General features: G+C 65.3%; 19 protein-coding genes and 1 tRNA gene. 16 read left to right on the forward strand and 4 right to left on the reverse strand.

Annotated features, from left to right (window positions below):
- Positions 1-17: 17 nt before the first annotated feature.
- The 10 genes from ACW7G0_RS04310 to radA all read left to right on the forward strand — a co-directional run bounded on the left by ACW7G0_RS04310 (position 18) and on the right by radA (position 12,424).
- Positions 18-983 carry a bifunctional riboflavin kinase/FAD synthetase gene (locus tag ACW7G0_RS04310; protein ID WP_456987851.1) on the forward strand — a complete coding sequence of 322 codons (966 nt, stop codon included), beginning with the start codon at positions 18-20 and terminating at the stop codon, positions 981-983.
- A gap of 62 nt (positions 984-1,045) precedes the next feature.
- Entirely contained in the window at positions 1,046-3,859 is a 2,814-nt protein-coding gene (gene ileS, locus ACW7G0_RS04315) for an isoleucine--tRNA ligase (protein WP_456989449.1), read from the forward strand.
- 6 nt (positions 3,860-3,865) lie between these two features.
- Positions 3,866-4,378, forward strand: a complete 513-nt coding sequence (gene lspA / locus ACW7G0_RS04320) for a signal peptidase II (RefSeq protein ID WP_456987852.1) — start codon at positions 3,866-3,868, stop codon at positions 4,376-4,378.
- A 53-nt stretch (positions 4,379-4,431) separates the two neighbouring features.
- A complete protein-coding gene (gene ispH, locus ACW7G0_RS04325; protein WP_456987854.1) occupies positions 4,432-5,382 on the forward strand; it encodes a 4-hydroxy-3-methylbut-2-enyl diphosphate reductase in 951 nt (316 codons plus the stop codon).
- Positions 5,383-5,418: 36 nt separating this feature from the next.
- A tRNA-Thr gene (locus ACW7G0_RS04330) sits at positions 5,419-5,494 on the forward strand.
- A gap of 293 nt (positions 5,495-5,787) precedes the next feature.
- Positions 5,788-7,074 carry a Vi polysaccharide biosynthesis UDP-N-acetylglucosamine C-6 dehydrogenase TviB gene (gene tviB / locus ACW7G0_RS04335; protein WP_456987855.1) on the forward strand — a complete coding sequence of 429 codons (1,287 nt, stop codon included), beginning with the start codon at positions 5,788-5,790 and terminating at the stop codon, positions 7,072-7,074.
- A gap of 31 nt (positions 7,075-7,105) precedes the next feature.
- Positions 7,106-8,116 (forward strand): NAD-dependent epimerase, encoded by a 1,011-nt coding sequence (locus tag ACW7G0_RS04340; RefSeq protein WP_456987856.1) that lies wholly within the window; start codon positions 7,106-7,108, stop codon positions 8,114-8,116.
- Positions 8,109-9,020 carry a sulfate adenylyltransferase subunit CysD gene (gene cysD, locus ACW7G0_RS04345; protein ID WP_456987857.1) on the forward strand — a complete coding sequence of 304 codons (912 nt, stop codon included), beginning with the start codon at positions 8,109-8,111 and terminating at the stop codon, positions 9,018-9,020. The genes ACW7G0_RS04340 and cysD overlap by 8 nt, the downstream gene beginning before the upstream one ends.
- Positions 9,020-10,915 (forward strand): sulfate adenylyltransferase subunit CysN, encoded by a 1,896-nt coding sequence (cysN, locus tag ACW7G0_RS04350; RefSeq protein WP_456987858.1) that lies wholly within the window; start codon positions 9,020-9,022, stop codon positions 10,913-10,915. Before cysD ends, cysN begins: the two co-directional genes overlap by 1 nt.
- An 84-nt stretch (positions 10,916-10,999) precedes the next feature.
- Positions 11,000-12,424, forward strand: a complete 1,425-nt coding sequence (radA, locus tag ACW7G0_RS04355) for a DNA repair protein RadA (protein ID WP_456987860.1) — start codon at positions 11,000-11,002, stop codon at positions 12,422-12,424.
- Between the two features lie 39 nt (positions 12,425-12,463).
- Here radA and ACW7G0_RS04360 read toward each other — a convergent pair whose 3' ends face one another.
- Together ACW7G0_RS04360 and ACW7G0_RS04365 are read right to left on the reverse strand one after the other, a co-directional pair.
- Complete coding sequence (locus ACW7G0_RS04360) at positions 12,464-13,255, reverse strand: cytochrome C assembly family protein (protein WP_456987862.1); 792 nt, start codon at positions 13,253-13,255, stop codon at positions 12,464-12,466.
- Entirely contained in the window at positions 13,252-14,376 is a 1,125-nt protein-coding gene (locus tag ACW7G0_RS04365; protein WP_456987864.1) for a tellurite resistance/C4-dicarboxylate transporter family protein, read from the reverse strand. Before ACW7G0_RS04365 ends, ACW7G0_RS04360 begins: the two co-directional genes overlap by 4 nt.
- Positions 14,377-14,527: 151 nt before the next feature.
- Between ACW7G0_RS04365 and ffh the strand changes: the two genes are divergently transcribed.
- The 6 genes from ffh (at position 14,528) to ACW7G0_RS04395 (ending at position 18,937) form a co-directional block, all read left to right on the forward strand.
- Positions 14,528-15,892 carry a signal recognition particle protein gene (ffh, locus tag ACW7G0_RS04370; protein WP_456987865.1) on the forward strand — a complete coding sequence of 455 codons (1,365 nt, stop codon included), beginning with the start codon at positions 14,528-14,530 and terminating at the stop codon, positions 15,890-15,892.
- A gap of 195 nt (positions 15,893-16,087) precedes the next feature.
- Positions 16,088-16,372: a 30S ribosomal protein S16 gene (gene rpsP / locus ACW7G0_RS04375; protein ID WP_456987867.1), complete on the forward strand. Its 285-nt coding sequence runs from the start codon at positions 16,088-16,090 to the stop codon at positions 16,370-16,372.
- 38 nt (positions 16,373-16,410) lie between these two features.
- A complete protein-coding gene (gene rimM, locus ACW7G0_RS04380) occupies positions 16,411-16,926 on the forward strand; it encodes a ribosome maturation factor RimM (RefSeq protein ID WP_456987869.1) in 516 nt (171 codons plus the stop codon).
- 161 nt (positions 16,927-17,087) lie between these two features.
- Positions 17,088-17,867 carry a tRNA (guanosine(37)-N1)-methyltransferase TrmD gene (gene trmD, locus ACW7G0_RS04385; protein ID WP_456987870.1) on the forward strand — a complete coding sequence of 260 codons (780 nt, stop codon included), beginning with the start codon at positions 17,088-17,090 and terminating at the stop codon, positions 17,865-17,867.
- Between the two features lie 77 nt (positions 17,868-17,944).
- On the forward strand, positions 17,945-18,376 hold the full coding sequence (gene rplS / locus ACW7G0_RS04390) for a 50S ribosomal protein L19 (protein WP_456987872.1): 432 nt from the start codon (positions 17,945-17,947) through the stop codon (positions 18,374-18,376).
- Positions 18,377-18,532: 156 nt separating this feature from the next.
- A complete protein-coding gene (locus ACW7G0_RS04395) occupies positions 18,533-18,937 on the forward strand; it encodes an RNA-binding S4 domain-containing protein (protein ID WP_456987874.1) in 405 nt (134 codons plus the stop codon).
- A gap of 70 nt (positions 18,938-19,007) precedes the next feature.
- On the opposite strand, the gene ACW7G0_RS04400 is transcribed toward ACW7G0_RS04395, so the two are convergent.
- Positions 19,008-19,607, reverse strand: a complete 600-nt coding sequence (locus ACW7G0_RS04400) for a DUF937 domain-containing protein (RefSeq protein WP_456987876.1) — start codon at positions 19,605-19,607, stop codon at positions 19,008-19,010.
- Between the two features lie 59 nt (positions 19,608-19,666).
- Entirely contained in the window at positions 19,667-22,234 is a 2,568-nt protein-coding gene (mutS, locus tag ACW7G0_RS04405) for a DNA mismatch repair protein MutS (protein ID WP_456989450.1), read from the reverse strand.
- Positions 22,235-22,485 lie beyond the last annotated feature (251 nt).

The following is a 22,485-nucleotide window of genomic DNA, read 5'->3' on the forward strand; positions in this document are numbered from 1 at the left end:
CGGCTATACTTGCGCCGATGAGCAGGCTGTTTAGAGACGTCGACGGCGGGCCCCGATGCCCGCACGGCAGTGTGGTCTGCATCGGCGCCTTCGATGGCCTGCATTTGGGGCATCGGGTACTGGTGCGCCACGCGGTGGCACGGGCGCGCGCGCTTGGCGTGGCGTCGGTCGCGCTGAGCTTCGAGCCGCTGCCGCGTGAGCTGTTCGCCCGGGGCGACCCGCCGCCGCGATTGTTGTCGCCGCGGGCCAAGGCCGAGGGGTTGTTCTGCCTCGGGGTGGACCAGGTCGGTCTGCTGCGCTTCAAGGCCAAACTGGCGGCGATGAGCGCCGAGGACTTCGTGCGCGAAGTGCTGGTCAAGCTGCTGGCAGTGGACGAGGTCTGGGTCGGCCCGGGCTTCCACTTCGGCAAGGGTCGCGCCGGTGATCTCGCCCTGCTGCAACGGATGGGCGCCGAGCTTGCCCAGACCGGTCAGGGGTTCGTTGCCGGCCAGATCGAGCCGGTCCTGCTCGATGGCGAACGGGTCTCCAGCACCCGCATCCGCGAAGCGTTGCAGGCCGGCGATTTCCCCACCGTCACGCGCCTGCTCGGACGGCCTTATTCGATCGGTGGCCGGGTCGTGCGCGGTGCCCGGCTGGGACGCACGCTCGGTTACCCGACCGCCAACCTCCGCTTTGCCGGCAAGACCCCAGCCCTGTCGGGGATCTATGCGACCCGGGTGCACGGCATCGGCGAGGCGCCGCTGCCCGCCGTGTCCAGCCTCGGTACCCGGCCGACGGTGGACGGCATCGAGCCGCTGCTGGAAACCCACCTGTTCGATTTCGACCGCGACCTGTACGGTCACCGGATCGAGGTCGAATTCGTCGCCAGGCTGCGCGACGAGGAAAAGTTCGATGACCTGCCAGCGCTGACCGCGCAGATGCACCGTGACGCCGAGCAGGCGCGCGCACTTTTAACGCAACAAGAACCTCGAGTCACCGCGTGAGCGATAACAAAGCCCCCAATCCCTACAAATCCACCCTGAACCTGCCATCGACGCAGTTCCCGATGCGCGGCGACCTGCCCAGGCGCGAGCCGGTCACGCTCGCGCGTTGGGATCAGGACGACCTGTATGCCCGCATCCGCGAGAAGGTTGGCGGCCGCGGGAAAAGCTTCGTCCTGCACGACGGCCCGCCGTACGCCAATGGTGTGATCCACATCGGCCACGCGGTCAACAAGGTGCTCAAGGACATGGTGGTGAAGTCGAAGCTGCTGTCCGGCTTCGACGCGCCCTACGTGCCGGGTTGGGATTGCCACGGCCTGCCGATCGAGATCGCGATCGAGAAGAAGTACGGCAAGGTCGGGGTCAAGCTCGACGCTGCGCAGTTCCGCGAGAAATGTCGTGAGTACGCCGCCGAACAGGTCGACCTGCAGCGCACCGATTTCAAGCGCCTGGGCGTGATCGGCGACTGGGACAACCCCTACCTGTCGATGGCCCCACGTTACGAGGCGGACATGCTGCGCTCGCTGGCCAGGATCATCGATCGTGGTCATTTGCTGCGCGGCGCCAAGCCGGTGCACTGGTGTTTTGATTGCGGCTCGGCGCTGGCCGAGGCGGAGATCGAGTACGCCGACAAGGTGTCGCCCGCGATTGATGTCGCGTACCCGGCCAAGTCAGGCAAGAAGATGGCCAGCGCGTTCGGTGCGGTCCCCGATCCGGGGATCCAGGTGTCGGTGCCGATCTGGACCACCACCCCGTGGACCCTGCCGGCCAGCCTCGCCATCAGCGTCGGTCCGCAGCTGGATTACGTGCTGGTCGAAGGCCCATTACGCGCGGACGGAGGCCGTCGCTGGCTGGTGTTGGCCGAGGCGCTTGCGGCGTCGTCGCTGGCCCGGTACGGGGTGGATGAAGTCGTAATTCACGGCCACGCGAGCGGAGCCGACCTGGACGGCTTGGTCGTCCAGCACCCGTTCTACGCCGACCGTGATCTACCGATCCTGCTCGGCGACCACGTCTCCGACGAGGACGGCACCGGCAACGTGCACACCGCCCCCGGTCATGGCCAGGAGGATTTCGCCGTTGCCCAGCAGTACGGCCTTGTCGAGCACTACACCGCCGCCCAGCTCAACCCGGTCGACGCACGCGGCGTGTACCTGCCGGGGACGCCGCCGATGGGCGATGCCGCGCTGGAAGGCCTGCACATCTGGAAGGCCAATGACGTGATCGTCGACGGCCTGCGCGCCAACGACACCCTGCTGGCGTTCGCCAAAATCGAGCACAGTTATCCGCATTGCTGGCGCCACAAGACCCCGGTGGTATTCCGGGCCACGCCGCAATGGTTCATCTCGATGGGGCAGGCCGGATTGCGCGATGACGCGTTGGCGGCAATCGGGGACGTGCAGTGGTACCCCGAGTGGGGCCAGGCGCGCATCGCCGGCATGGTTGACGGCCGGCCGGACTGGTGCATCAGCCGCCAGCGCACCTGGGGCGTGCCGATCGCGTTGTTCATCCATCGCATCAGCGGCAAGCCGCACCCGCGCTCGGTCGAGTTGATGAACCGGGTGGCTGAACTGGTCGAGACCGGCGGCATCGATGCCTGGCATGCGCTCGACCCGGCCAGCCTCCTGGACGGCGAGGCGGCGGACTACGAAAAGGTCACCGACATCCTGGATGTCTGGTTTGATTCGGGCGTGACCCACGAATGCGTGCTCGCCCAGCGTCCGCAAGATGGCCTGCGCAAGCCGGCGGACCTGTATCTGGAAGGTTCCGACCAGCATCGCGGCTGGTTCCAGTCGTCGCTGTTGACCGGGGTCGCGATGGATGGCGTTGCGCCGTTCCGGCAGGTGCTGACGCACGGGTTCGCGGTCGATGCGGCCGGGCGCAAGATGTCCAAATCGCTGGGCAACGTGGTGTCACCGCAGAAGGTCATCGATGCAATGGGCGCCGACGTGCTGCGGCTGTGGATCGCCTCGGCCGACTACAGCAACGAGATGTCGGTCTCCGACGAGATCCTCAAGCGCAGCGGCGACGGCTATCGACGCATCCGCAACACCGCGCGCTTCCTGCTCGGCAACCTGCATGGCTTTGATCCGGCCAAGCACCTGTTGCCGGTCGACGAAATGGTCGAGCTGGACCGGTGGATCGTGCATCGTGCGCACGAACTGCAGGGCCGCATCATCAAGGCCTGCGAGGCGTATGACTTCCCCGAGATCGTGCAGATTCTCGCCAATTTCTGCAGCGTCGACCTGGGCTCGCTGTACCTGGATGTCACCAAGGACCGCCTGTACACGATGCAGGAGGAATCGCCCGGGCGTCGCTCGGCGCAAAGCGCGATGTACCGCATCGCCGAGGCGTTCGTGCGCTGGATCGCCCCGATTCTGAGCTTCACCGCCGAGGAGATGTGGGACCACCTGCCGCCGGTCACCGCCGACGGCCCGCGCGAAGGCAACGTGCTGTTCGCCACCTGGTACGACGGCCTGGCCCCACTGCCCGACGACGCCCCGCTGACGGCCGAAGACTTCAAGCGCCTGCTTGCCCTGCGCGAGCAGGTCAGCAAGATCCTCGAGCCGATGCGCGCCGCAGGCAAGATCGGCGCCGCACTGGACGCCGAGATCGGCCTGCGCTGCGGCGTCACCGATCAGAACTGGCTATCGCCGTTCGTCGACGAACTGCGTTTCCTGTTCATCAGCGGCGACGTCAGCATGATCGCCGACGACCAGACCAAGGAACTCGAAGTGCACGCCACGCCCAGCACCAAGCCCAAGTGCGGCCGCTGCTGGCACCACCGCGCCGACGTGGGTAGCCACGAGTCGCACCCAACCTTGTGCAGCCGCTGCATCGACAACGTCGATGGCAACGGCGAACACCGGAAGTGGTTCTAAGACGCAATGCCAACTCCCAAACCCAACGCCCTCATCTGGCTGGCCCTTTCGGCCGTCGTGATCGTCCTGGACCAACTGACCAAGTACTGGGTCCTGACCTCACTGCCCGAGTACACCGCCATCCCCGTCATCGACGGCTTCTGGAACTGGTACCGCACCTACAACACCGGGGCGGCTTTCAGCTTCCTCAGCGATGCCGGCGGCTGGCAGAAGTATTTCTTCGTGGTGCTCGCCGTGGGCATTTGCGGCCTGCTTGGCTACTGGCTGGCCAGGACCCGCCGCGGTGACTGGAAGACAGCGCTGCCATACGCGCTGGTGATCGGCGGTGCAATCGGCAACGTGGTCGACCGCCTTATCCACGGCCACGTCGTCGACTTCATCCAATGGCACTGGCAAGACTGGTACTGGCCCGCCTTCAACATTGCCGACGCCTCCATAGTCGGCGGCGCCCTCGGCATCGCCCTGTTCGGCCTCTTGGGGGCACAGCCAAGCAAGGACGCCGGTCGCCCAACCCGGTAGACGGCGCATCGCGCAGTTGGGTAAGCGGGGCGGTTACGGCGTAAAATGATGGTATGGATCTGATTCTTGCCAATCCCCGTGGTTTCTGCGCTGGCGTCGACCGGGCGATCGAGATCGTCAACCGCTCGCTGGAGTTATATGGCGCGCCGATCTATGTGCGTCATGAGGTGGTGCACAACAAGTTCGTGGTCGATGACCTCAAGCAGCGCGGGGCGATCTTTGTCGAGGAGCTCGATGAGGTCCCCGACGGGAGCACCGTCATTTTCAGCGCCCATGGCGTATCGCGCGCGGTGCGTGCCGAGGCGGAGCGGCGCGAGCTGAAAGTGTTCGACGCCACCTGCCCGTTGGTGACCAAAGTTCACCTGGAGGTCTCGCGCGAGTGCAAGGCGGGGCGCGACATGGTGTTGATCGGCCACGAAGGTCACCCCGAGGTCGAAGGCACGATGGGTCAATGGCGGCGCGAGGAGGGCAACGGTCAGATCTATCTGGTCGAAGACCTGGCGGACGTTGCCGACTTGGTCCTCGATCAACCCGAACACGTCTCCTACACCACCCAGACCACGCTATCGGTGGACGACACGCGCGCGATCATCAGTGCGCTGCGGGCGCGTTTCCCGTCGATCCAGGGACCCAAGAAAGACGACATCTGCTACGCCACCCAGAACCGCCAGGACGCGGTGCGTGAGCTTGCCGCGCGGTGCGACCTGATGCTGGTGGTCGGCTCGGTCAACAGTTCCAACTCCAACCGCCTGCGCGAGCTGGCCGAGCGCGAGGGCGTCCAGTCCCACCTGATCGACGGCGCCGAGGAGATCGACCCGGCTTGGCTGGTCGGTCGCCAGCAGATCGGTATCACCGCTGGCGCCTCCGCCCCGGAAATCCTGGTGCAAGGCGTCATCGAGCGCCTGCGCCAATTGGGTGCCGGCAACCTCAGCGCCTTGCGCGGCGAGCCGGAAAACATGGTCTTCGCCCTGCCCAAGGAGCTGCGGCTCAAACCTGTTGATTGACCCTGCAACCCCGGTAACACTACAATCCAGCCCCTTGCCGGAATAGCTCAGTTGGTAGAGCGGCGCATTCGTAATGCGTAGGTCGTAGGTTCGATTCCTATTTCCGGCACCATGTTGTTGCTGCGGCTTTTTTGGCCGTTGGTGAATGATCCGAAGGCTGCGGTCTTGCCGGATTCCCAAGACCCGCTATGGCGGGTCTTTTCGTCGAGGGCGTGCTTGGCGCCCACGGGCAAATGTCCCTGCAATCGTCGGCGTGACGCCGAGCCGACAGTCGAATCAAGACGCGTTGTTTTCTTGGCGGTGCCAGGTTGGCCGGGGTCGGGACGATCATGCCGTTTGTGAAGTAACGCATAATCGATCGTGGCGCAGCGTGCGTCATGGCATGCGGCCGAACGGGGACAGACCATGCAGCACCGCTTCGCGCTGGACACAGCGAACATCGCCATCGTCGGCCTGGGCTACGTCGGCCTGCCGCTGGCGGTGGAGTTCGGCAAGCAGTACGACACGGTTGGGTTCGACACCAACGGGGCGCGGGTGGACGCGTTGGCTGGTGGTCACGACAGCACGCTGGAGGTGGAGCCGGAGCTGCTGGCATCGGCCACGCGGCTGGGCTTTACGTCGCAACTTGACGGTATTGCGCGCTGCAACGTCTACATCGTCACCGTGCCGACCCCGATCGACGCGGCCAAGCGACCGGACCTGACGCCGTTGATCAAGGCCAGCGAGGCGATCGGCAGCGTGCTGCGAGACGGCGATACCGTCATTTACGAGTCCACAGTCTTCCCTGGTTGCACCGAGGAAGTCTGCGTGCCGATCCTTGAACGGGTGTCGGGGCTGAAGTTCAACCAGGGCTTCTACTGCGGCTACTCCCCCGAGCGTATCAACCCCGGCGACAAGGCTCACCGCGTCACCAACATCCTCAAGGTGACCTCCGGTTCCACGCCCGAAGTCGCCAGCTTCGTCGACAGCCTGTACGCCAGCATCATCACCGCCGGCACCCACAAGGCCAGTAGCATCAAGGTCGCCGAGGCCGCCAAGGTCATCGAGAACACCCAGCGCGACCTCAACATCGCGCTGGTCAACGATCTCGCGATCCTGTTCAACAAGCTCGGCATCGACACGCTGGAGGTGCTGGAAGCGGCCGGCACCAAGTGGAACTTCCTGCCGTTCCGGCCCGGCCTGGTCGGTGGCCACTGCATCAGCGTCGACCCGTATTACCTGACCCACAAGGCGCAGGAGGTTGGCCATCATCCGCAGGTGATCCTGGCCGGCCGCCGCACCAATGACGGCATGGGCGGCTACGTTGCCGACCAGGTGATCAAGTTGATGGTGCGCAAGGGCATCAATCCGGTGCGCGCGCGGGTGCTGGTGCTGGGGCTGGCGTTCAAGGAGAACTGCCCGGACCTGCGTAACACCCGGGTGGTCGACATCGTCGCGGCGCTGCAGGACTACAGCGCGCAGGTGGATGTGTTCGATCCGTGGGTGGATGCGGCCCAGGCGCAGCACGAGTACGGCCTGACGCCGGTTGCTACGCCAGAGCAGGGCGTCTATGACGCGGTGGTGCTGGCGGTCGCCCATGATGAGTTCCGCGCGCTCGGAGCCGACGGCATCCGCGCACTCGGCAAACCGGGTTCCGTCGTCTACGACGTCAAGTACGTGCTGCCGCGCGAATCGGTCGACGGCCGGCTGTAGGCAAAAAACTAATGAAAAAGAGTGGATTACATTGAAAGTACTGGTCACCGGCACCGCCGGGTTCATCGGCTCGCACGTTGCGCTCAAGTTGCTCGAACGCGGCGATGAAGTCGTCGGCATCGACAACCTCAGCGACTACTACGATGTGACGCTGAAACAGGCGCGATTGGCGCGGTTTGCCGACAATCCGCGCTACACCCACATCCAGGCCGACCTGGCGGACCGCGAGGCGGTCGAGGCGGCGTTCGCGACCCACAAGCCGCAGCGGGTGGTCAACCTGGCCGCGCAGGCGGGCGTGCGTTATGCGGCGCAGAATCCGCATGTGTACGTCAGCAGCAACGTCACCGGGTTTTTGCATATCCTTGAGGGTTGCCGGCATCACGGCGTCGAGCACCTGGTGTTCGCCTCGACCAGTTCGGTCTATGGCGCCAACACCACCATGCCGTTCTCCGAACACCAGTCCACCGAGCACCCGTTGACGTTGTACGCGGCGACCAAGAAGGCCAACGAGATGATGGCGCACAGCTACGCGCACCTCTACGGCATCCCGAGCACGGGGTTGCGGTTCTTCACCGTGTATGGCCCGTGGGGGCGGCCGGACATGGCGCTGTTCCTGTTCACCAAGGCGATCCTGGCTGGCGAGCCAATCAAGGTGTTCAATCACGGCCACCACAAGCGCAGCTTCACCTACGTCGATGACATCGTCGAAGGCGTGGTCCGCGCGCTCGACAACCCGCCAGTGGCGAATCCCGGGTGGAACGCCACCACCCCGGACCCGGCGACCAGCAACGCGCCGTACCGGTTGTTCAACATCGGCAACGAGGATACCGTCGAGTTGCTGCGCTATATCGAAGTGCTGGAGCAGTGCCTGGGCCGCAAGGCGAAGATGGAACTGCTGCCGTTGCAGGCCGGTGACGTGCCCGACACCGAAGCCGATGTGTCCGCGTTGGTCAAGGCCGTGGACTACCGGCCGCGGGTGTCGGTGGAGGAGGGCGTGGCCAACTTCGTGAAGTGGTATCGGGGCTATTACATTGATGCCTGATACGCCCGATCTCTCCCATCTGGACCGCCTCGAAGCCGAAAGCATCCACATCCTTCGTGAAGTGGCTTCGGAGTTCCAGAATCCGGTGATGATGTATTCGGTCGGCAAGGACAGCTCGGTACTGCTGCACCTGCTGGTCAAGGCGTTCTATCCGGCCAGGCCGCCGATCCCGCTGCTGCATGTGGATACCGGCTGGAAATTCCGCGAGATGATTGCGTTCCGCGACCAGCGTGTGAGGGAGATGGGGGTCGAGCTGCACGTGCACACCAACGCCGACGGGGTTGCCCGGGGCATTGGCCCGATCAGCCACGGCGCGACCGTGCACACCGACGTGATGAAGACCCAGGCGCTCAAGCAGGCGCTGGATCAGTGGGGTTTCGACGCGGCCATTGGCGGTGCCCGCCGGGACGAGGAGAAATCGCGCGCCAAGGAGCGGATCTTCAGCTTCCGCAACCGGCAGCACTACTGGGACCCGAAGAACCAGCGCCCCGAGTTGTGGAACCTGTACAACAACCGGATCCACAAGGGCGAGTCGGTACGCGTGTTCCCGATCTCCAACTGGACCGAGCTGGATGTCTGGCTGTACATCTTCCGCGAGAACATCCCGGTGCCGTCGCTGTATTTCGCCAAGGAACGTCCGGTGGTGGAGCGCGATGGTGCGCTGATCATGGTCGATGACGACCGGCTGCCATTGCGGCCCGGTGAGACGCCGATGATGAAGAAAGTCCGGTTCCGGACCCTTGGTTGCTACCCGCTGACCGGCGCGATCGAGTCCGAGGCCACCACGCTGGAGGCGATCATCGCCGAGATGCTGGTGTCCACCACCTCCGAGCGCCAGGGACGGGTGATCGATCAGGACCCATCGGCCTCGATGGAGAAGAAGAAGCAGGAAGGGTATTTTTGATGAACCTGCCTGAGCGCACCCCGACCGACCAGGCCGCCATCGCCGCCTACCTGCAACAGCACGAAACCAAGAGCCTGCTGCGCCTCATCACCTGCGGTAGCGTCGATGATGGCAAGAGCACGCTGATCGGGCGACTGTTGCATGACACCCGGTGCCTGCTGGACGACCAGGTAGCCGCGCTGGCCGCCGATAGTCGCAAGTTCGGTACCCAGGGCGACGGGGTCGACTTCGCGCTTCTGGTCGATGGCCTGGCCGCCGAGCGTGAGCAGGGCATCACCATCGATGTCGCGTACCGGTTTTTTGGCACGGACCAGCGCAAGTTCATCGTTGCCGACTGCCCCGGCCACGAGCAGTACACCCGCAACATGGCCACCGGTGCGTCCACTGCCGACGTGGCGATCATGCTGGTGGATGCGCGCAAGGGCCTGCTGACCCAGACCCGTCGACACAGCTATATCGTCTCGCTGCTGGGCATCCGCCACGTCGTGCTGGCGGTCAACAAGATGGACCTGGTGGATTACGACCAGAAGGTCTTTGATGACATCGCCGCGAGCTATCGTGTGCTGGCCGGTCAATTGGGCATTCCCGATGTCACCTGCATCCCGCTGTCGGCGCTCAACGGCGACAACATGCTGGAGCGTTCGGCCGCGACCCCGTGGTACCAGGGCGTGCCGCTGTTGCCGTACCTGGAAACCGTCGACGTCAGCGACGCGACCAGGACCGGCGGCTTCCGCTTGCCCGTGCAATGGGTCTGCCGCCCGGACCAGAACTTCCGTGGATTTGCAGGCACCGTGGTTTCCGGCCCGGTGGTGGTGGGTGACGAAATCGCGGTGTTGCCCTCTGGCCTGCGTTCGCGGGTGGCCGCGATCGTCACTGCGGGCGGCGACCTGGATTTCGCCCGGCCCGGCCAGGCGGTGACCCTGACCCTGGCCGACGAGATCGACGTGAGCCGCGGCGATGTCATTGCGGCGACCGGCAACCTGCCGGAGGTCGCCGACCAGTTCGCGGCGCACATGCTGTGGCTCGGCGAGACGTCATTGTTACCGGGTCGGCGTTATTGGTTGAAGATTGGCACCCGCACGGTTGGCGCCCAGGTCACCGAGATCAAGCACAAGGTCGACGTCAACACCCAGGAGGAGCTGGCCGCGAAGACGCTGGAGCTGAATGAAGTGGGCTACTGCAATCTTCACCTTGACCAACCGATCGCCTTTGAAAGTTATGCCGACAGCCACGAGTTGGGTGGCTTCATCCTGATCGACCGCCAGAGCAATGCCACGGTCGCTGCGGGGACGCTCGCCTTTGCGCTGCGACGTGCTTCCAACATCCACTGGCAACACCTCGATGTCGACAAGCCGGCCCGTTCGCGGATCAAGGATCAGCAGCCCAGGTGCGTCTGGTTCACCGGCCTGTCCGGATCCGGCAAGTCCACGATTGCCAACCTGGTGGAGAAGCGCTTGCTGGCGATGGGCCACCACACCTACCTCCTGGATGGGGACAACGTCCGCCACGGCCTCAACAAAGACCTGGGCTTTACCGATGGGGACCGGGTCGAGAACATCCGCCGGGTGGCGGAAGTGGCGAAGTTGATGGTCGACGCGGGCCTGATCGTGCTGGTCAGTTTCATCTCGCCGTTCCGCGCAGAGCGACAGATGGCCCGCAGCATGTTCGACGAAGGCGAGTTCGTGGAGGTATTCGTGGACACGGCGCTGGAGGTCGCGGAACAACGCGACGTCAAAGGCCTGTATGCGCAGGCGCGCGCGGGAAAGATCCCCAACTTCACCGGAATTAGCTCGCCCTACGAGCCGCCCGTGCAGCCGGATGTCCACTTGCACACCGCGCAGATGGCCCCCGAGGCACTCGCCGAGGGCCTGGTGGCGAAGATCGTCGAGGGATGAGGCGGCGGGGCGCACCCCCCCAATCTCATACCCTGCGACGCGTGCAGGCTAAAGTAATGGCCGGTCTATTCGGTCTTCGCGTCCATGTCCTCGTTCTCCAGTAAGTCATCTGCCAAGCCAGCTCCCAAGGCCAAGGTCGCCTACGTGTGTTCCGAGTGCGGTGCCGACCACAACAAGTGGCAGGGCCAATGTGCGGCGTGTGATGCGTGGAATTCGCTGAGTGAGTTTGTGATCGAGTCGGCGGCGTCGTTGAAGGCGGCCTCCGCACCTTCGCGGCGCAGTGGCTGGGCGGGCAAGGTGGATCCGCCCAAGGTGACGGCGTTGAAGGATGTCAGTCACACCGGCGAGGCGCGGGTCTCCACCGGAATCGTCGAGTTGGACCGGGTGCTGGGCGGCGGGATGGTGCAGGGGTCGGTGGTGCTGGTCGGCGGCGACCCGGGTATTGGCAAGTCGACCCTGCTGCTGCAGGCGGTTTCAAAGATGGCCGGGTCTTTGCCGGCTTTGTACGTCACCGGCGAGGAGTCGCTGGCCCAGGTGGCAGGCCGTGGCGCGCGCCTGGGCTTGTCGCTGGAAGGGGTGTACGCGTTGGCCGAAACCGGGGTCGAGCGAATCCTCGAACAGGCCGTGGAGACCCAGCCCAAGCTCATCGTTGCCGACTCGATCCAGACCTTGTGGACCGAGTCGTTGAACGCAGCGCCAGGCTCGGTCAGCCAGGTCCGCGAAAGTGCGGCGCGCTTGGTGCGCTATGCCAAGGAGACCGGCACCGCGGTGTTCCTGGTCGGCCACGTGACCAAGGAGGGTGGCATCGCCGGCCCGCGGGTGCTGGAGCACATGGTCGATGCAGTGCTGTACTTCGAGGGTGAGTCGGGCAGCCGGTTCCGGGTCCTGCGCGCATTCAAGAACCGCTTCGGTGCGGTCAACGAATTGGGCGTGTTCGCGATGGGCGACAAGGGCCTGCGCGAGGTGTCCAATCCGTCGGCGATCTTCCTGTCCGGCAGCAGCACGCCGCAACCCGGCAGTTGCGTGATGGTCACCCGCGAGGGCACGCGGCCGTTGCTGGTGGAGGTGCAGGCGCTGGTGGATGCGTCGCCGTTGTCGAACCCGCGGCGGGTCGCGGTGGGCATGGACCAGAACCGGATGGCAATGCTGCTGGCGGTGCTGCACCGGCATGCTGGAGTGGGCGTGGGTGACCAAGACGTGTTCGTGAACGTGGTCGGCGGCATCCGGGTGCAGGAAACCGCGGCGGACCTGCCGGTGTTGCTGGCGGTATTATCTAGCTTGCGTGATCGCCCCCTGGCCGAGCAGACGATCGCGTTTGGCGAGGTCGGACTGTCCGGCGAGATCCGTCCGGTACCGAACGGCGAGGACCGGCTGAAAGAGGCCGCCACCCATGGTTTCAAGCGCGCGATCGTGCCCAAAGGCAACGCGCCCAAGAGCGGCAAGATCGGCGGCATGCAGGTGGTTGCGGTGGAGCGGCTGGCCGAGGCGGTGGAAGCGGCCGCAACGTAGGGTGCAATAGCAAAGCGTATTGCACCACCCCGCACCGCCTTACGCGCCCGGAATTCCCAGCACCAATTCCAGCACGAACTTGCTGCCAAAAAACGACAGCACCAGCAGCGCCATCGCCGTCAGCGTCCAGCGCACCGCGACCGAGCCACGCCAGCCATAGCGCCAGCGGCCCAGCAGCAGGGCGCCGAATACCAGCCACGACAGCACGCTGAGCACGGTCTTGTGGACCAGGTGTTGGGCAAGCAGGTTGTCGACGAACAGCATGCCAGTCAGCAAGGTTGCCGAGAGCAACACGAAGCCAACCTTGATGGTGCGGAACAACAGGGTTTCCAGTTCCGCCAGCGGAGGCAAGGCGCGCAACCAGCCATGTACTTCGCGCCGGCGCAGAGCGCGCTCCTGCAACCACAACATCACCGCCAGCAATGCGGCGATCGCCAGGGTGGCGTAGGCGAGCAGGGCGGTCCAGGCATGCAGCTGCAGGCGCCAGTCGAGCGGTTCCGGCGGCAGGTGTCCGTGGATGTGGTAGCCGGCCAGGGTGATCGCGGCGAGCGGGAAGACCACCACGCCGAGCGTGGCCATCCGTCCCTTCATGCCGACGATCACGGTCAGCAGCGCCATGCCGAGCGTGACCAGCGACAGGGCGGCAAAAAAATGCATGTCTGCACCGCCCGTACCGCGCCACGCGATCAGGTGCGCGGCGGCGTGCAGTGCCACGGCAATCGCGGCTGGCCACGACCAGCTGCCGCCCGGCCGCTCCGTGCGACTGATGCTGGCGACCACCAGGCCGGTGGCGACGAGATACAGCACGATGGCGATGAGAACGATTGTCATCGCGGCAGTGTCGCATAGCCATTGCGTCGCCGGACCATGCCATGCAGCACACCGACGAAGGCCGCGGTCCATGCCAGCAGTGAGATGACCATGAACGTCATCGGCAGCCAGGACAGGAATTGCAGGTCCAGCGCGAGGATCATTTCGTGGGTGCCAGCGGCATACATGCCCAGCGGGAACACCGCGCCCCAGTACAACGGGTCGTAACGCACCGGGGTTCGGTTGAGGACGTAGCGCCACACCCCCAGCACCAGCAGCATCGGAATCCACCACGTGCCGGTGGCCCAGTAAAGCACCGTGAACCCTTTCAGGAATGGCAGCATCGACAGCAGCAGCGGCGCGTCGGTGGCGTTGACCACCAACAGCGAGCCGGCCAGGGTCGAGATCGCCATCGCGCCCATGTTGATCCAGTACGGCGGCTCCAGGTCGGTGGGCCGCAAGGCGAAGAACGTGTAGCGATAGAAGATCAGCGACATCATCCAGATGTAGAGCATCCCGCCCCACAGCCACATCGACAGGGCCAGGAAGTTGAATTCCAGCTGCCACGGCGGCCCGATGTAGCCGGCGAGCAGGGCGCTGAGCACGGCCACCGACTGGGTAGCCACCACCGCCAGCAGCCAGCCGCCATTGATGCCGCGGTCCAGGGTCGGCTTGGCCTTCTTGACCGTGAGCAGGGCGAAGATCGTGTAGGTGAAGCCCAGCCACAGCAGGCACGCCAGCGCCCACGCGAGTAGCCCGCCGAGCACACTGTTGCCGATGACCAGGCACTGGCTGCCCAACACGCTGGTCGCCGCGATGATGGTGAAGAACCCCGGCCCGCGAAGATGGTCGCCAAGGTCACGACGGAAGGCTTGCGGGTAACGGGCCAGCCGGGTCAGGTACAAGCCCCACAACACGACGTAGAGGATCGCGTTCAGCGCGAACAGGCCTTGGCCGATGCGCGGCAACCCGAGCAGGTGGCAGGCCAGCGAGACGATGCCGGTCGCCATGACCATGCCGAAGTAGGCGGGCGACAAGCCTGCCAGGCCGGTGGCGCCGGTCAAACCCGCCGGTGGCAGGGACGGGTCCGAGGCGGTGGGCAAACCGGGCGTGACCGGGGGAGTGGCTGGGGTCGGGTCCATCGTGATGCCTGCGGGATACCCGTTTATGTTCGCATGGCGCCGGGAGATCCGCTTTCCGTGCCTCGCTGCGGGGTGGGGCGGTCGCCGGTGACGGTGGCCCACGGGCTATACTTTCGGCCCGCTTTTGTTTCCTTTCCGCAGGTAGTGCCGCATGTTCGAATCCCTGACCCAGCGCCTGTCCGGCACCATCGAACGCTTGCGTGGGCGCGGTCGCCTGTCCGAGGAGAACATCCGCGAATCGCTGCGCGAAGTCCGCATCGCACTGCTGGAAGCCGACGTTGCGTTGCCGGTGGTGCAAGCGCTGATCGAGCGCATCAAGGTCCGCGCGGTCGGCCAGGAAGTGCTGAAGTCGCTGACGCCGGGCCAGGCTCTGATCAAGGTCGTTCGCGATGAGATGACCACGGTGATGGGCTCGCAGGCCAGTGAGCTCAACCTCAACGTGCCCGCCCCGGCGGTGATCCTGATGGCCGGCCTGCAGGGCGCGGGCAAGACCACCACCGTGGCCAAGCTCGCCAAGCACCTCAAGGACAAGCGCAAGAAGAAGGTGATGGTTGTGTCGGCCGACGTCTATCGCCCGGCCGCGATCGAGCAGTTGAAGACCCTGGCCGAACAGGTCGATGTCCTGTTTTTCGCGTCCAGCGCCGACCAGAAGCCCGAAACGATCGTGCGCGCGGCGATGGAGGACGCACGCAAGTCCTACGCCGATGTGTTGATCGTCGATACCGCCGGCCGGCTGGCGATCGACGAGGCGCTGATGGCCGAGATCAAGGCGCTGCACGCCGTAGCCAAGCCGGTCGAGACCCTGTTCGTGGTCGATTCGATGACCGGTCAGGACGCGGCAACCACGGCCAAGGCCTTCGGTGAGGCATTGCCGTTGACCGGTGTGGTGCTGACCAAAACCGACGGTGACGCGCGCGGCGGTGCGGCGTTGAGCGTGCGTTACATCACCGGCAAGCCGATCAAGTTCATCGGTGTCAGCGAGAAGCCCGACGGCCTGGACGTTTTTCATCCCGAGCGCGTCGCCAGTCGCATCCTCGACATGGGCGATGTGCTGTCGCTGGTCGAGCAGGTCGAGCAGCAGGTCGACCAGGACAAGGCGCAAAAGCTCGCCGAGAAGGTCGCCAAGGGCAAGAAGTTCAATCTGGAAGACATGCGCGACCAGCTTGAGCAGATGCAGAACATGGGCGGCATCACCGGCCTGATGGACAAGCTGCCCGGCATGGGCCAGATCCCGGACTCGGTGAAGGCGCAGGTGACCGGCAAGGAAGTCCCGCGGCTGGTGGCGATCATCAACTCGATGACGAAAAAGGAGCGTCGCAACCCGGCGTTGCTGAATGGCTCGCGGCGCAAGCGCATCGCTGGTGGTGCCGGAGTGACCCCGGCCGACGTCAACAAGCTGATGAAGCAGTACCAGCAGATGGAAAAGATGATGGGCAAGCTGGGCCGTGGCGGCATGAAAGGCATGATGCGTGGCATGAAGGGAATGATGGGCGGCCGCGGCGGCATGCCCTTCTAGGCGCCGCCACAGGCGTCCGATTCCTTCTCCCGCTGGTCCTGACTCCCTTCTCCCGCTCGCGGGAGAAGGTGCCCGAAGGGCGGATGAGGGCATGCGGCAAGCGAGCAAAGGCTTCCCCTAGCGCCCAAGACCCCTATATAATCGCAGGCTTACCTCGCCACCCTGGCGACTGGGCACCACAGGACACAACAGATCATGGTCAAGATTCGACTGGCTCGCGGCGGCGCCAAGAAGCGCCCCTTCTACCACATCGTCGTCACCGACAGCCGCAGCGCCCGCAACGGCCGCAATATCGAGCGCGTCGGTTTCTACAACCCGGTTGCTGCTGGTGGCGAGAAGCGTATCGAGCTGAACACCGAGCGCGTCCAGCATTGGCTGGGTACCGGCGCGCAGCTGACCGACAAGGTCGCCGTGCTGTACCGCGAAGCATTGAAGTCGGCCGATGCGCCGGCCGAAGTGCCGGCTGCGACCGCCGCCTGAGTTGCAGGTCGCGCGTCCTGCGCGCGACCGTTTGAATGATGAACGACTCCGGGCGCCGCATCCTCCTTGGCAGGGTGCTTGGCGCCCTTGGTTTGCGCGGTGAAGTGAGGCTCGAGTCGTGGACCGAGCCGCGGGCCGCAATCTTCGGCTACCAGCCCTGGACCTTGCGCGATGCGCATGGCAATGAGCGCGAGATCAGCGGTGTGCAAGGTCGCGAGACCGGCAAGCACGTGGTCGCGGTCTTTCCCGGTGTCAGCGATCGCGATGGCGCCGAACTGCTGAAGGGCCTGGAAATCCACGTTCCCCGCGACGCATTGCCGACGGCGAAACCCGGCGAGTTCTACTGGGCGGATCTGGAAGGGCTGAGCGTCGTGACCGTCGAGGGCGCCGACCTGGGCCGCGTCTCGCACCTGTTCTCGACCGGCGCCAACGACGTCCTGGTGGCCCGCGATGCCGAGCGCGAACGGATGATCCCCTTCGTGCAACCGCAATACGTCACTGCGATCGACATCGCAGCGGGAGTGATCACCGTCGACTGGGACCCGGAGTTTTAACGGGATTCGTGGCTTACTGATGCCCGATCTTGCGGAGTGGGCGTCATCGGCAACGGTGTATTAGGCGGAACGCCATAATACACCATGCCTCAACGACCCGCGAACCCCTTTCCCACGCCGCTGTGTCACACCGTCGGTCAACAACCCTTACGATCATCCGCATGCGCATCGACGTCATCAGCCTGTTCCCCGACTTCATCGCCCAATGCGCCGCGTTTGGCGTGACTGGTCGGGCGGGAGAGCGCGGCCTGCTGTCGCTGCATGGCTGGAACCCGCGGGATTACGCCGAAGGCAGCTATCGCCGCGTCGATGACCGCCCATTTGGCGGCGGTCCCGGGATGGTGATGTTGATCGACCCGCTGCGCGCCGTCCTGCGCGCTGCCCGTGCCGCCGATCCGGCACCCGTCAAGACGATCTACCTGACCCCGCAAGGCGCACCACTCACCCAGGCCAAGGTGCACGAGCTGGCCGAGCGCGACCGGATCGTGCTGCTGTGCGGGCGGTACGAAGGTATTGATGAGCGCGTGGTGGAAGCCGAGGTCGACGAGGAGATATCGATCGGCGATTACGTCCTGTCCGGCGGCGAGCTGGCCGCGGCGGTGCTCATCGACGCGGTTGCGCGGTTGCAGGAGGGTGCGTTGAACGACGCCGAGTCCGCCGTCCAGGACAGCTTCGAGGATGGCTTGCTCGATTGCCCGCACTACACGCGTCCGGTGGAGCATGAGTTGGGAGCAGTACCGCCGGTGCTGTTGTCGGGCAATCACGCCCACATCGCCAATTGGCGGCGGCAACAATCATTGTTGCGGACATTGCAACGCCGGCCGGAGTTGCTCGACCAAGCAGACCTGTCGCCGGCGGATCGACAGTTTCTCGCCACCTTGCGCGACCGCCACGGCCCTTCCCTCCATGGAGTGGCATCCGGACGGAAATCCCCGCTATAATTGCGGGCTTAGCTGCAATCACGCCAGACGCGGGTCCACGTGCACTCGCGCTACAACTACTCCAACAGGCCAAGTCCATGAACAAGCCCTCGATCCATACGCTGCTGCAAGAGTTTGAATCCGAGCAGATCAAGCGCGAACTGCCGGTGTTCGGCCCCGGCGATACCATCGTCGTCAACGTCCGGGTCAAGGAAGGCACGCGCGAGCGCGTCCAGGCCTATGAGGGCGTGGTGATCGCGAAGAAGAACAACGGTCTGAACTCGGCGTTCACGGTGCGCAAGATCTCACACGGTTTCGGCGTCGAGCGCGTATTCCAGTCACATAGCGCGGTGATCGACTCGGTCGAGGTCAAGCGTCGCGGCAAGGTTCGCGCCGGCAAGTTGTACTACCTGCGCGGCCTGGAAGGTCGCAAGGCGCGCATCAAGGAAGATCTCGCTGGTGCTGCCAAGTTCAAAGCAGAGGCGAAGGCCGCTGCGGCCGCGGCCACCAAGGAAGAAGCCGCAAAGTAATCCGATTCGGTCTCGTATCGATTCCCGGAAAAGCCACCTTCGAGGTGGCTTTTTCTGTTTTCGGATCCGGCCGGGTCGAGTGTCGTGGATCGAAGTGCTGTGTGGGTCAAGGCTCGCCGCTGAATTCTGACCTGGGGTGGGCTACATTTGTCGGCGATGACAACTGATCAATCCGCTGCAACCGTCCGCCTCGACTTGTGGTTGTGGGCGGCCAGGTTCTACAAGAATCGCGCGCTTTCAAAACAGGCCGTCGAGACCGGCAAGGTCCAGGTCGAGGGGCAGCGGGCCAAACCGGCGCGCGCGCTCCGGGTCGGCGACGCGCTGCGGATTACGCGCGCCGAGGAAACCTTCGAAGTGACGGTGCGGGCGCTCAGTGGCAAGCGTGGCGCGGCCAGTGTGGCGCAGGGTCTGTACGAGGAGTCCGAAGCGTCGCAACTGGCCCGGGCTGAAGTGCGGGCCGTGCGAGCGGCGACGCGGACCGGCTACGAGGCGCCCAAGTCCAAGCCCGACAAACGCGCCCGGCGATTGATCCGGGCGCTGGGGGATATCGACTCGCTGTAACCCGTGGCGGGCGACACCACGCGGCGTGGTATCACGCTGGGCAATGTCGCGTTGGGTAACCGTCGCGCCGTCAGCGCTTGCCGCCGAACAGCGAGCCGCCGATCTTCAACAGATCGGACAGGCCGGCTTGGCCATCACCGTCCTGGTCAAGCACCGCTCCGAGCAGGCCGCCGCCGACTCCGCCCTGTTCGCGGATCTGCGCCTGTTCCTGGCCAAGCAGGCCCCCCAGCGCTTGTGGGGTGGCCGCCGCGTTGCCGCCGCTGCCCATCTGCTTGGCGAGGAAGGCCATTACCAGCGGTGCGAGCATCTTCAACAGCGATCCGGCGCGGTCGCCATCCAGTCCGGTGACGGCGCCCAGCCCCTGCGCGGCCGTCTGCTGGCGCCCGCCCAGTACGTGCCCGAGGATATCGCTGCCGTTGCCGCCTCCGCCCATAACACTGCCCAACACGCTGCCCAGGTCCAGCCCGCTGTGATCGCGCTGCAGCGCACCCAGCAGTTGTTGTGCGCCTTCTGGCTGGCTGGCGTTACGGCCCAGCGCGCCCATCAGCAGCGGCAACGCCGCCGACACCGCGCTGGCAGTCTGTTCGGTGTCCAGGCCGAGCTGTTGGCTCAACTGGGACATGGGCTGGCCCTGCAACTGTTGCATGAGATCGTTGGTGAGGGAGGTCATGGGAGGGTTACCTGTGGGGTTGGAACATTCATCCTAACGGCGAACGTATGCCCGCGCCGTCACGTCAGCGACTTGATCCGGTACAACGCTTCGAGCGCCTGTTTGGGGCTCAGCTCGTCGGGATCAAGCGTCGCCAGTGCATCCAGGGCGGCCGAGCGCGGCGCGAACAAGGCCGCTTGTTGCGGCTGTTCAAGCGCTGCGGCGGACATCGAGGGCTTGGGGGCATCCCGGCTTTGCTGTTCCAGCTCGGCCAATCGCCCGCGTGCCTGCTTGATCACCGATCGCGGCAGCCCCGCCAGCGCGGCAACCTGCAAGCCGAAGCTGCGGTTGGCCGGGCCGTCCTTGACTGCATGCAGGAATACCAGCGTGTCGCCGCCATTGCGGTCGCGATGCTCGACCGCATCCAGGTGCACGTTGGCGATACCGCTACCGCCGGTGTTGTTGGGCTCGCCGGCAAGGGCGGTCAACTCGAAATAATGGGTGGCAAACAAGGTGTAGGCGCGGTTGTCGTGGGCGAGGTGGCGCGCACAGGCCTCCGCCAGCGCCAGCCCGTCGTAGGTCGAAGTGCCGCGCCCGATCTCGTCCATGAGGACCAATGACTGGGCGCTGGCGTGGTGGAGGATGTAACTGGTCTCGCTCATCTCGACCATGAAGGTCGACTGGCCGCGCGCGAGGTCATCGCCGGCGCCGATGCGGGTCAGGATGCGGTCGATCGGGCCGATCACGGCACGTGACGCGGGCACGAAACTGCCGATATGGGCCAGCAGCACGATCAGCGCGTTCTGGCGCATGTAGGTGCTCTTGCCACCCATGTTGGGGCCGGTGATGACCAGCATCCGGCGGTCTTCATGCAGCATCAGGTCATTGGGCTCGAACGGTTCGCTGCGCACCGCCTCCACCACCGGGTGGCGACCACGTTCGATGCTGATGCCGGGTTGGCTGGACAACTCCGGCTGCGACCAGTCCAGTGCCTGCGCCCGCTCGGCCAGGCAGGCCAGCACATCGAGCTGCGCCAACGCGGCCGCGCAGCGCTTCAGTGGTTCCAGTTGCCCGGCGAGGATGTCCAGCAGTTGCACGTACAGCAATCGTTCGCGCGTCAACGAGCGCTCGCGGGCCGACAACACCTTGTCCTCGAACGCCTTGAGTTCCTCGGTGATGTAGCGCTCGGCGTTGGTCAGGGTCTGGCGCCGGGTGTAGTGGGTCGGTGCCTTGGCCGCGTGGGCCTTGCTGACCTCCAGGTAATAGCCGTGCACGCGGTTGTAGCCGACCTTCAGGGTCGGGATGCCACTGGCCTCGCGCTCGCGCGCTTCCAGGTCGACCAGGAACTGGTCGGCGGTCGTGGACAGCGTCCGCAGCTCGTCCAGCTCGCTGTCATAGCCAGCAAGGAACACACCGCCATCGCGGGCCAGCACCGGCGGCTGATCGACGATCGCGGACTGCAGCAGGTGGGCGTGCTGGTCATGCTCGCCAAGCTCGGCGGTCAGCTCGTTGAGCAGCGGCGAGTCCAGCGGCGCGAGCACGCCGCGCAGCTCCGGCAGCAGGCCCAGTCCGTCGCGCAGGGTGGACAGGTCGCGTGGGCGCGCGCTGCGCAGGGCGATACGGGTAAGGATGCGCTCCAGGTCGCCAAGGGCGCGGAACCGCTCGCGCACGGACTGGTCGGCTGCTGATTCAACCAGCGTCTGGATGGCCTGGTGGCGGTGGCGCAGGGCAGGGTGGTCGCGCAACGGACGGTGCAGCCAGCGTCGCAGCAGGCGCCCGCCCATAGGGGTGACGGTGGAGTCGAGTACACCGAGCAGGGTGTGCTGGTTGTCGCCATCGATGCGCGAGTCCAGCTCCAGGTGACGGCGGGTCGCGGCATTCATCGCGATGGCACCGTCGCCGGACTCGACCGCTATCGATGTCAGGTGCGGCAGGCGCTGCTTCTGGGTTTCCTCGACGTAACCGAGCAGCGCGGCCGCGGCGGAGATCGCCAATGGCCTGTCTTCCAGCCCAAACCCGGACAGGTCATGCACGGCGAAGAACTTGAGCAACTGGCGACGGCCACTGTCGGCATCGAACAGCCACGGCGCGCGCAGGCGCGTGCCGCGACGCCCGGTCACGAAATCCGGCCAGCCATCTTCGTCGGGACACAGGGTCTCGGCGGGATCCAGCCGCGCCAGCTCGGCTTCCAGTGCGTCCGCCGTGGCGACTTCGTTGACCAGGAAGCGGCCGCCGGCGAGATCGGCCCAGGCGACCCCGTACCCGTGCTTGTTGCGTGACACCGCCAGCAGCAGCGTATCGCGACGCTCGCTCAGCAACGCCTCATCGGTGACCGTGCCGGGGGTGACGATGCGCACGACCTTGCGCTCGACCAGCCCCTTGCTCGTCGCCGGGTCGCCAATCTGCTCGCAGATGGCCACCGACTCGCCCAACGCCACCAGCCGCGCCAGGTAACCTTCGGCCGCATGGTGGGGCACGCCGGCCATCGGGATCGGCTGCCCGGCCGAGTTGCCGCGCTGGGTCAGGGTGATGTCGAGCAGCCGCGCCGCCTTGCGGGCGTCGTCGTAGAACAGCTCGTAAAAATCGCCCATCCGGAAGAACAGCAGGACGTCGGGATGCTCTGACTTCGCGCTGAAAAACTGGCGCATCAGCGGCGTATGGGCGTCGTTGTCGCGGGCGGTTGCGGTGATCGAGATGGGCACGGATTTCCGGGGTCTGGCGGTGGGGGCCGGATGGCGCTCGAGGTAATCGGCCATGGGTTGGCAAGTATGCCAGCCGATGGTCGCCGGCCACCGTCAAGCCACATTGTGTGACACCGTTCCGTTGCGTATGGAACGTGCTACGGTTCGCCTGCGGGCCTCTCATCACGCCGCCATTGGCCAAGTCCCCCACGTGGCCA

The sequence above is a fragment of the Lysobacter sp. A286 genome (assembly GCF_054052105.1).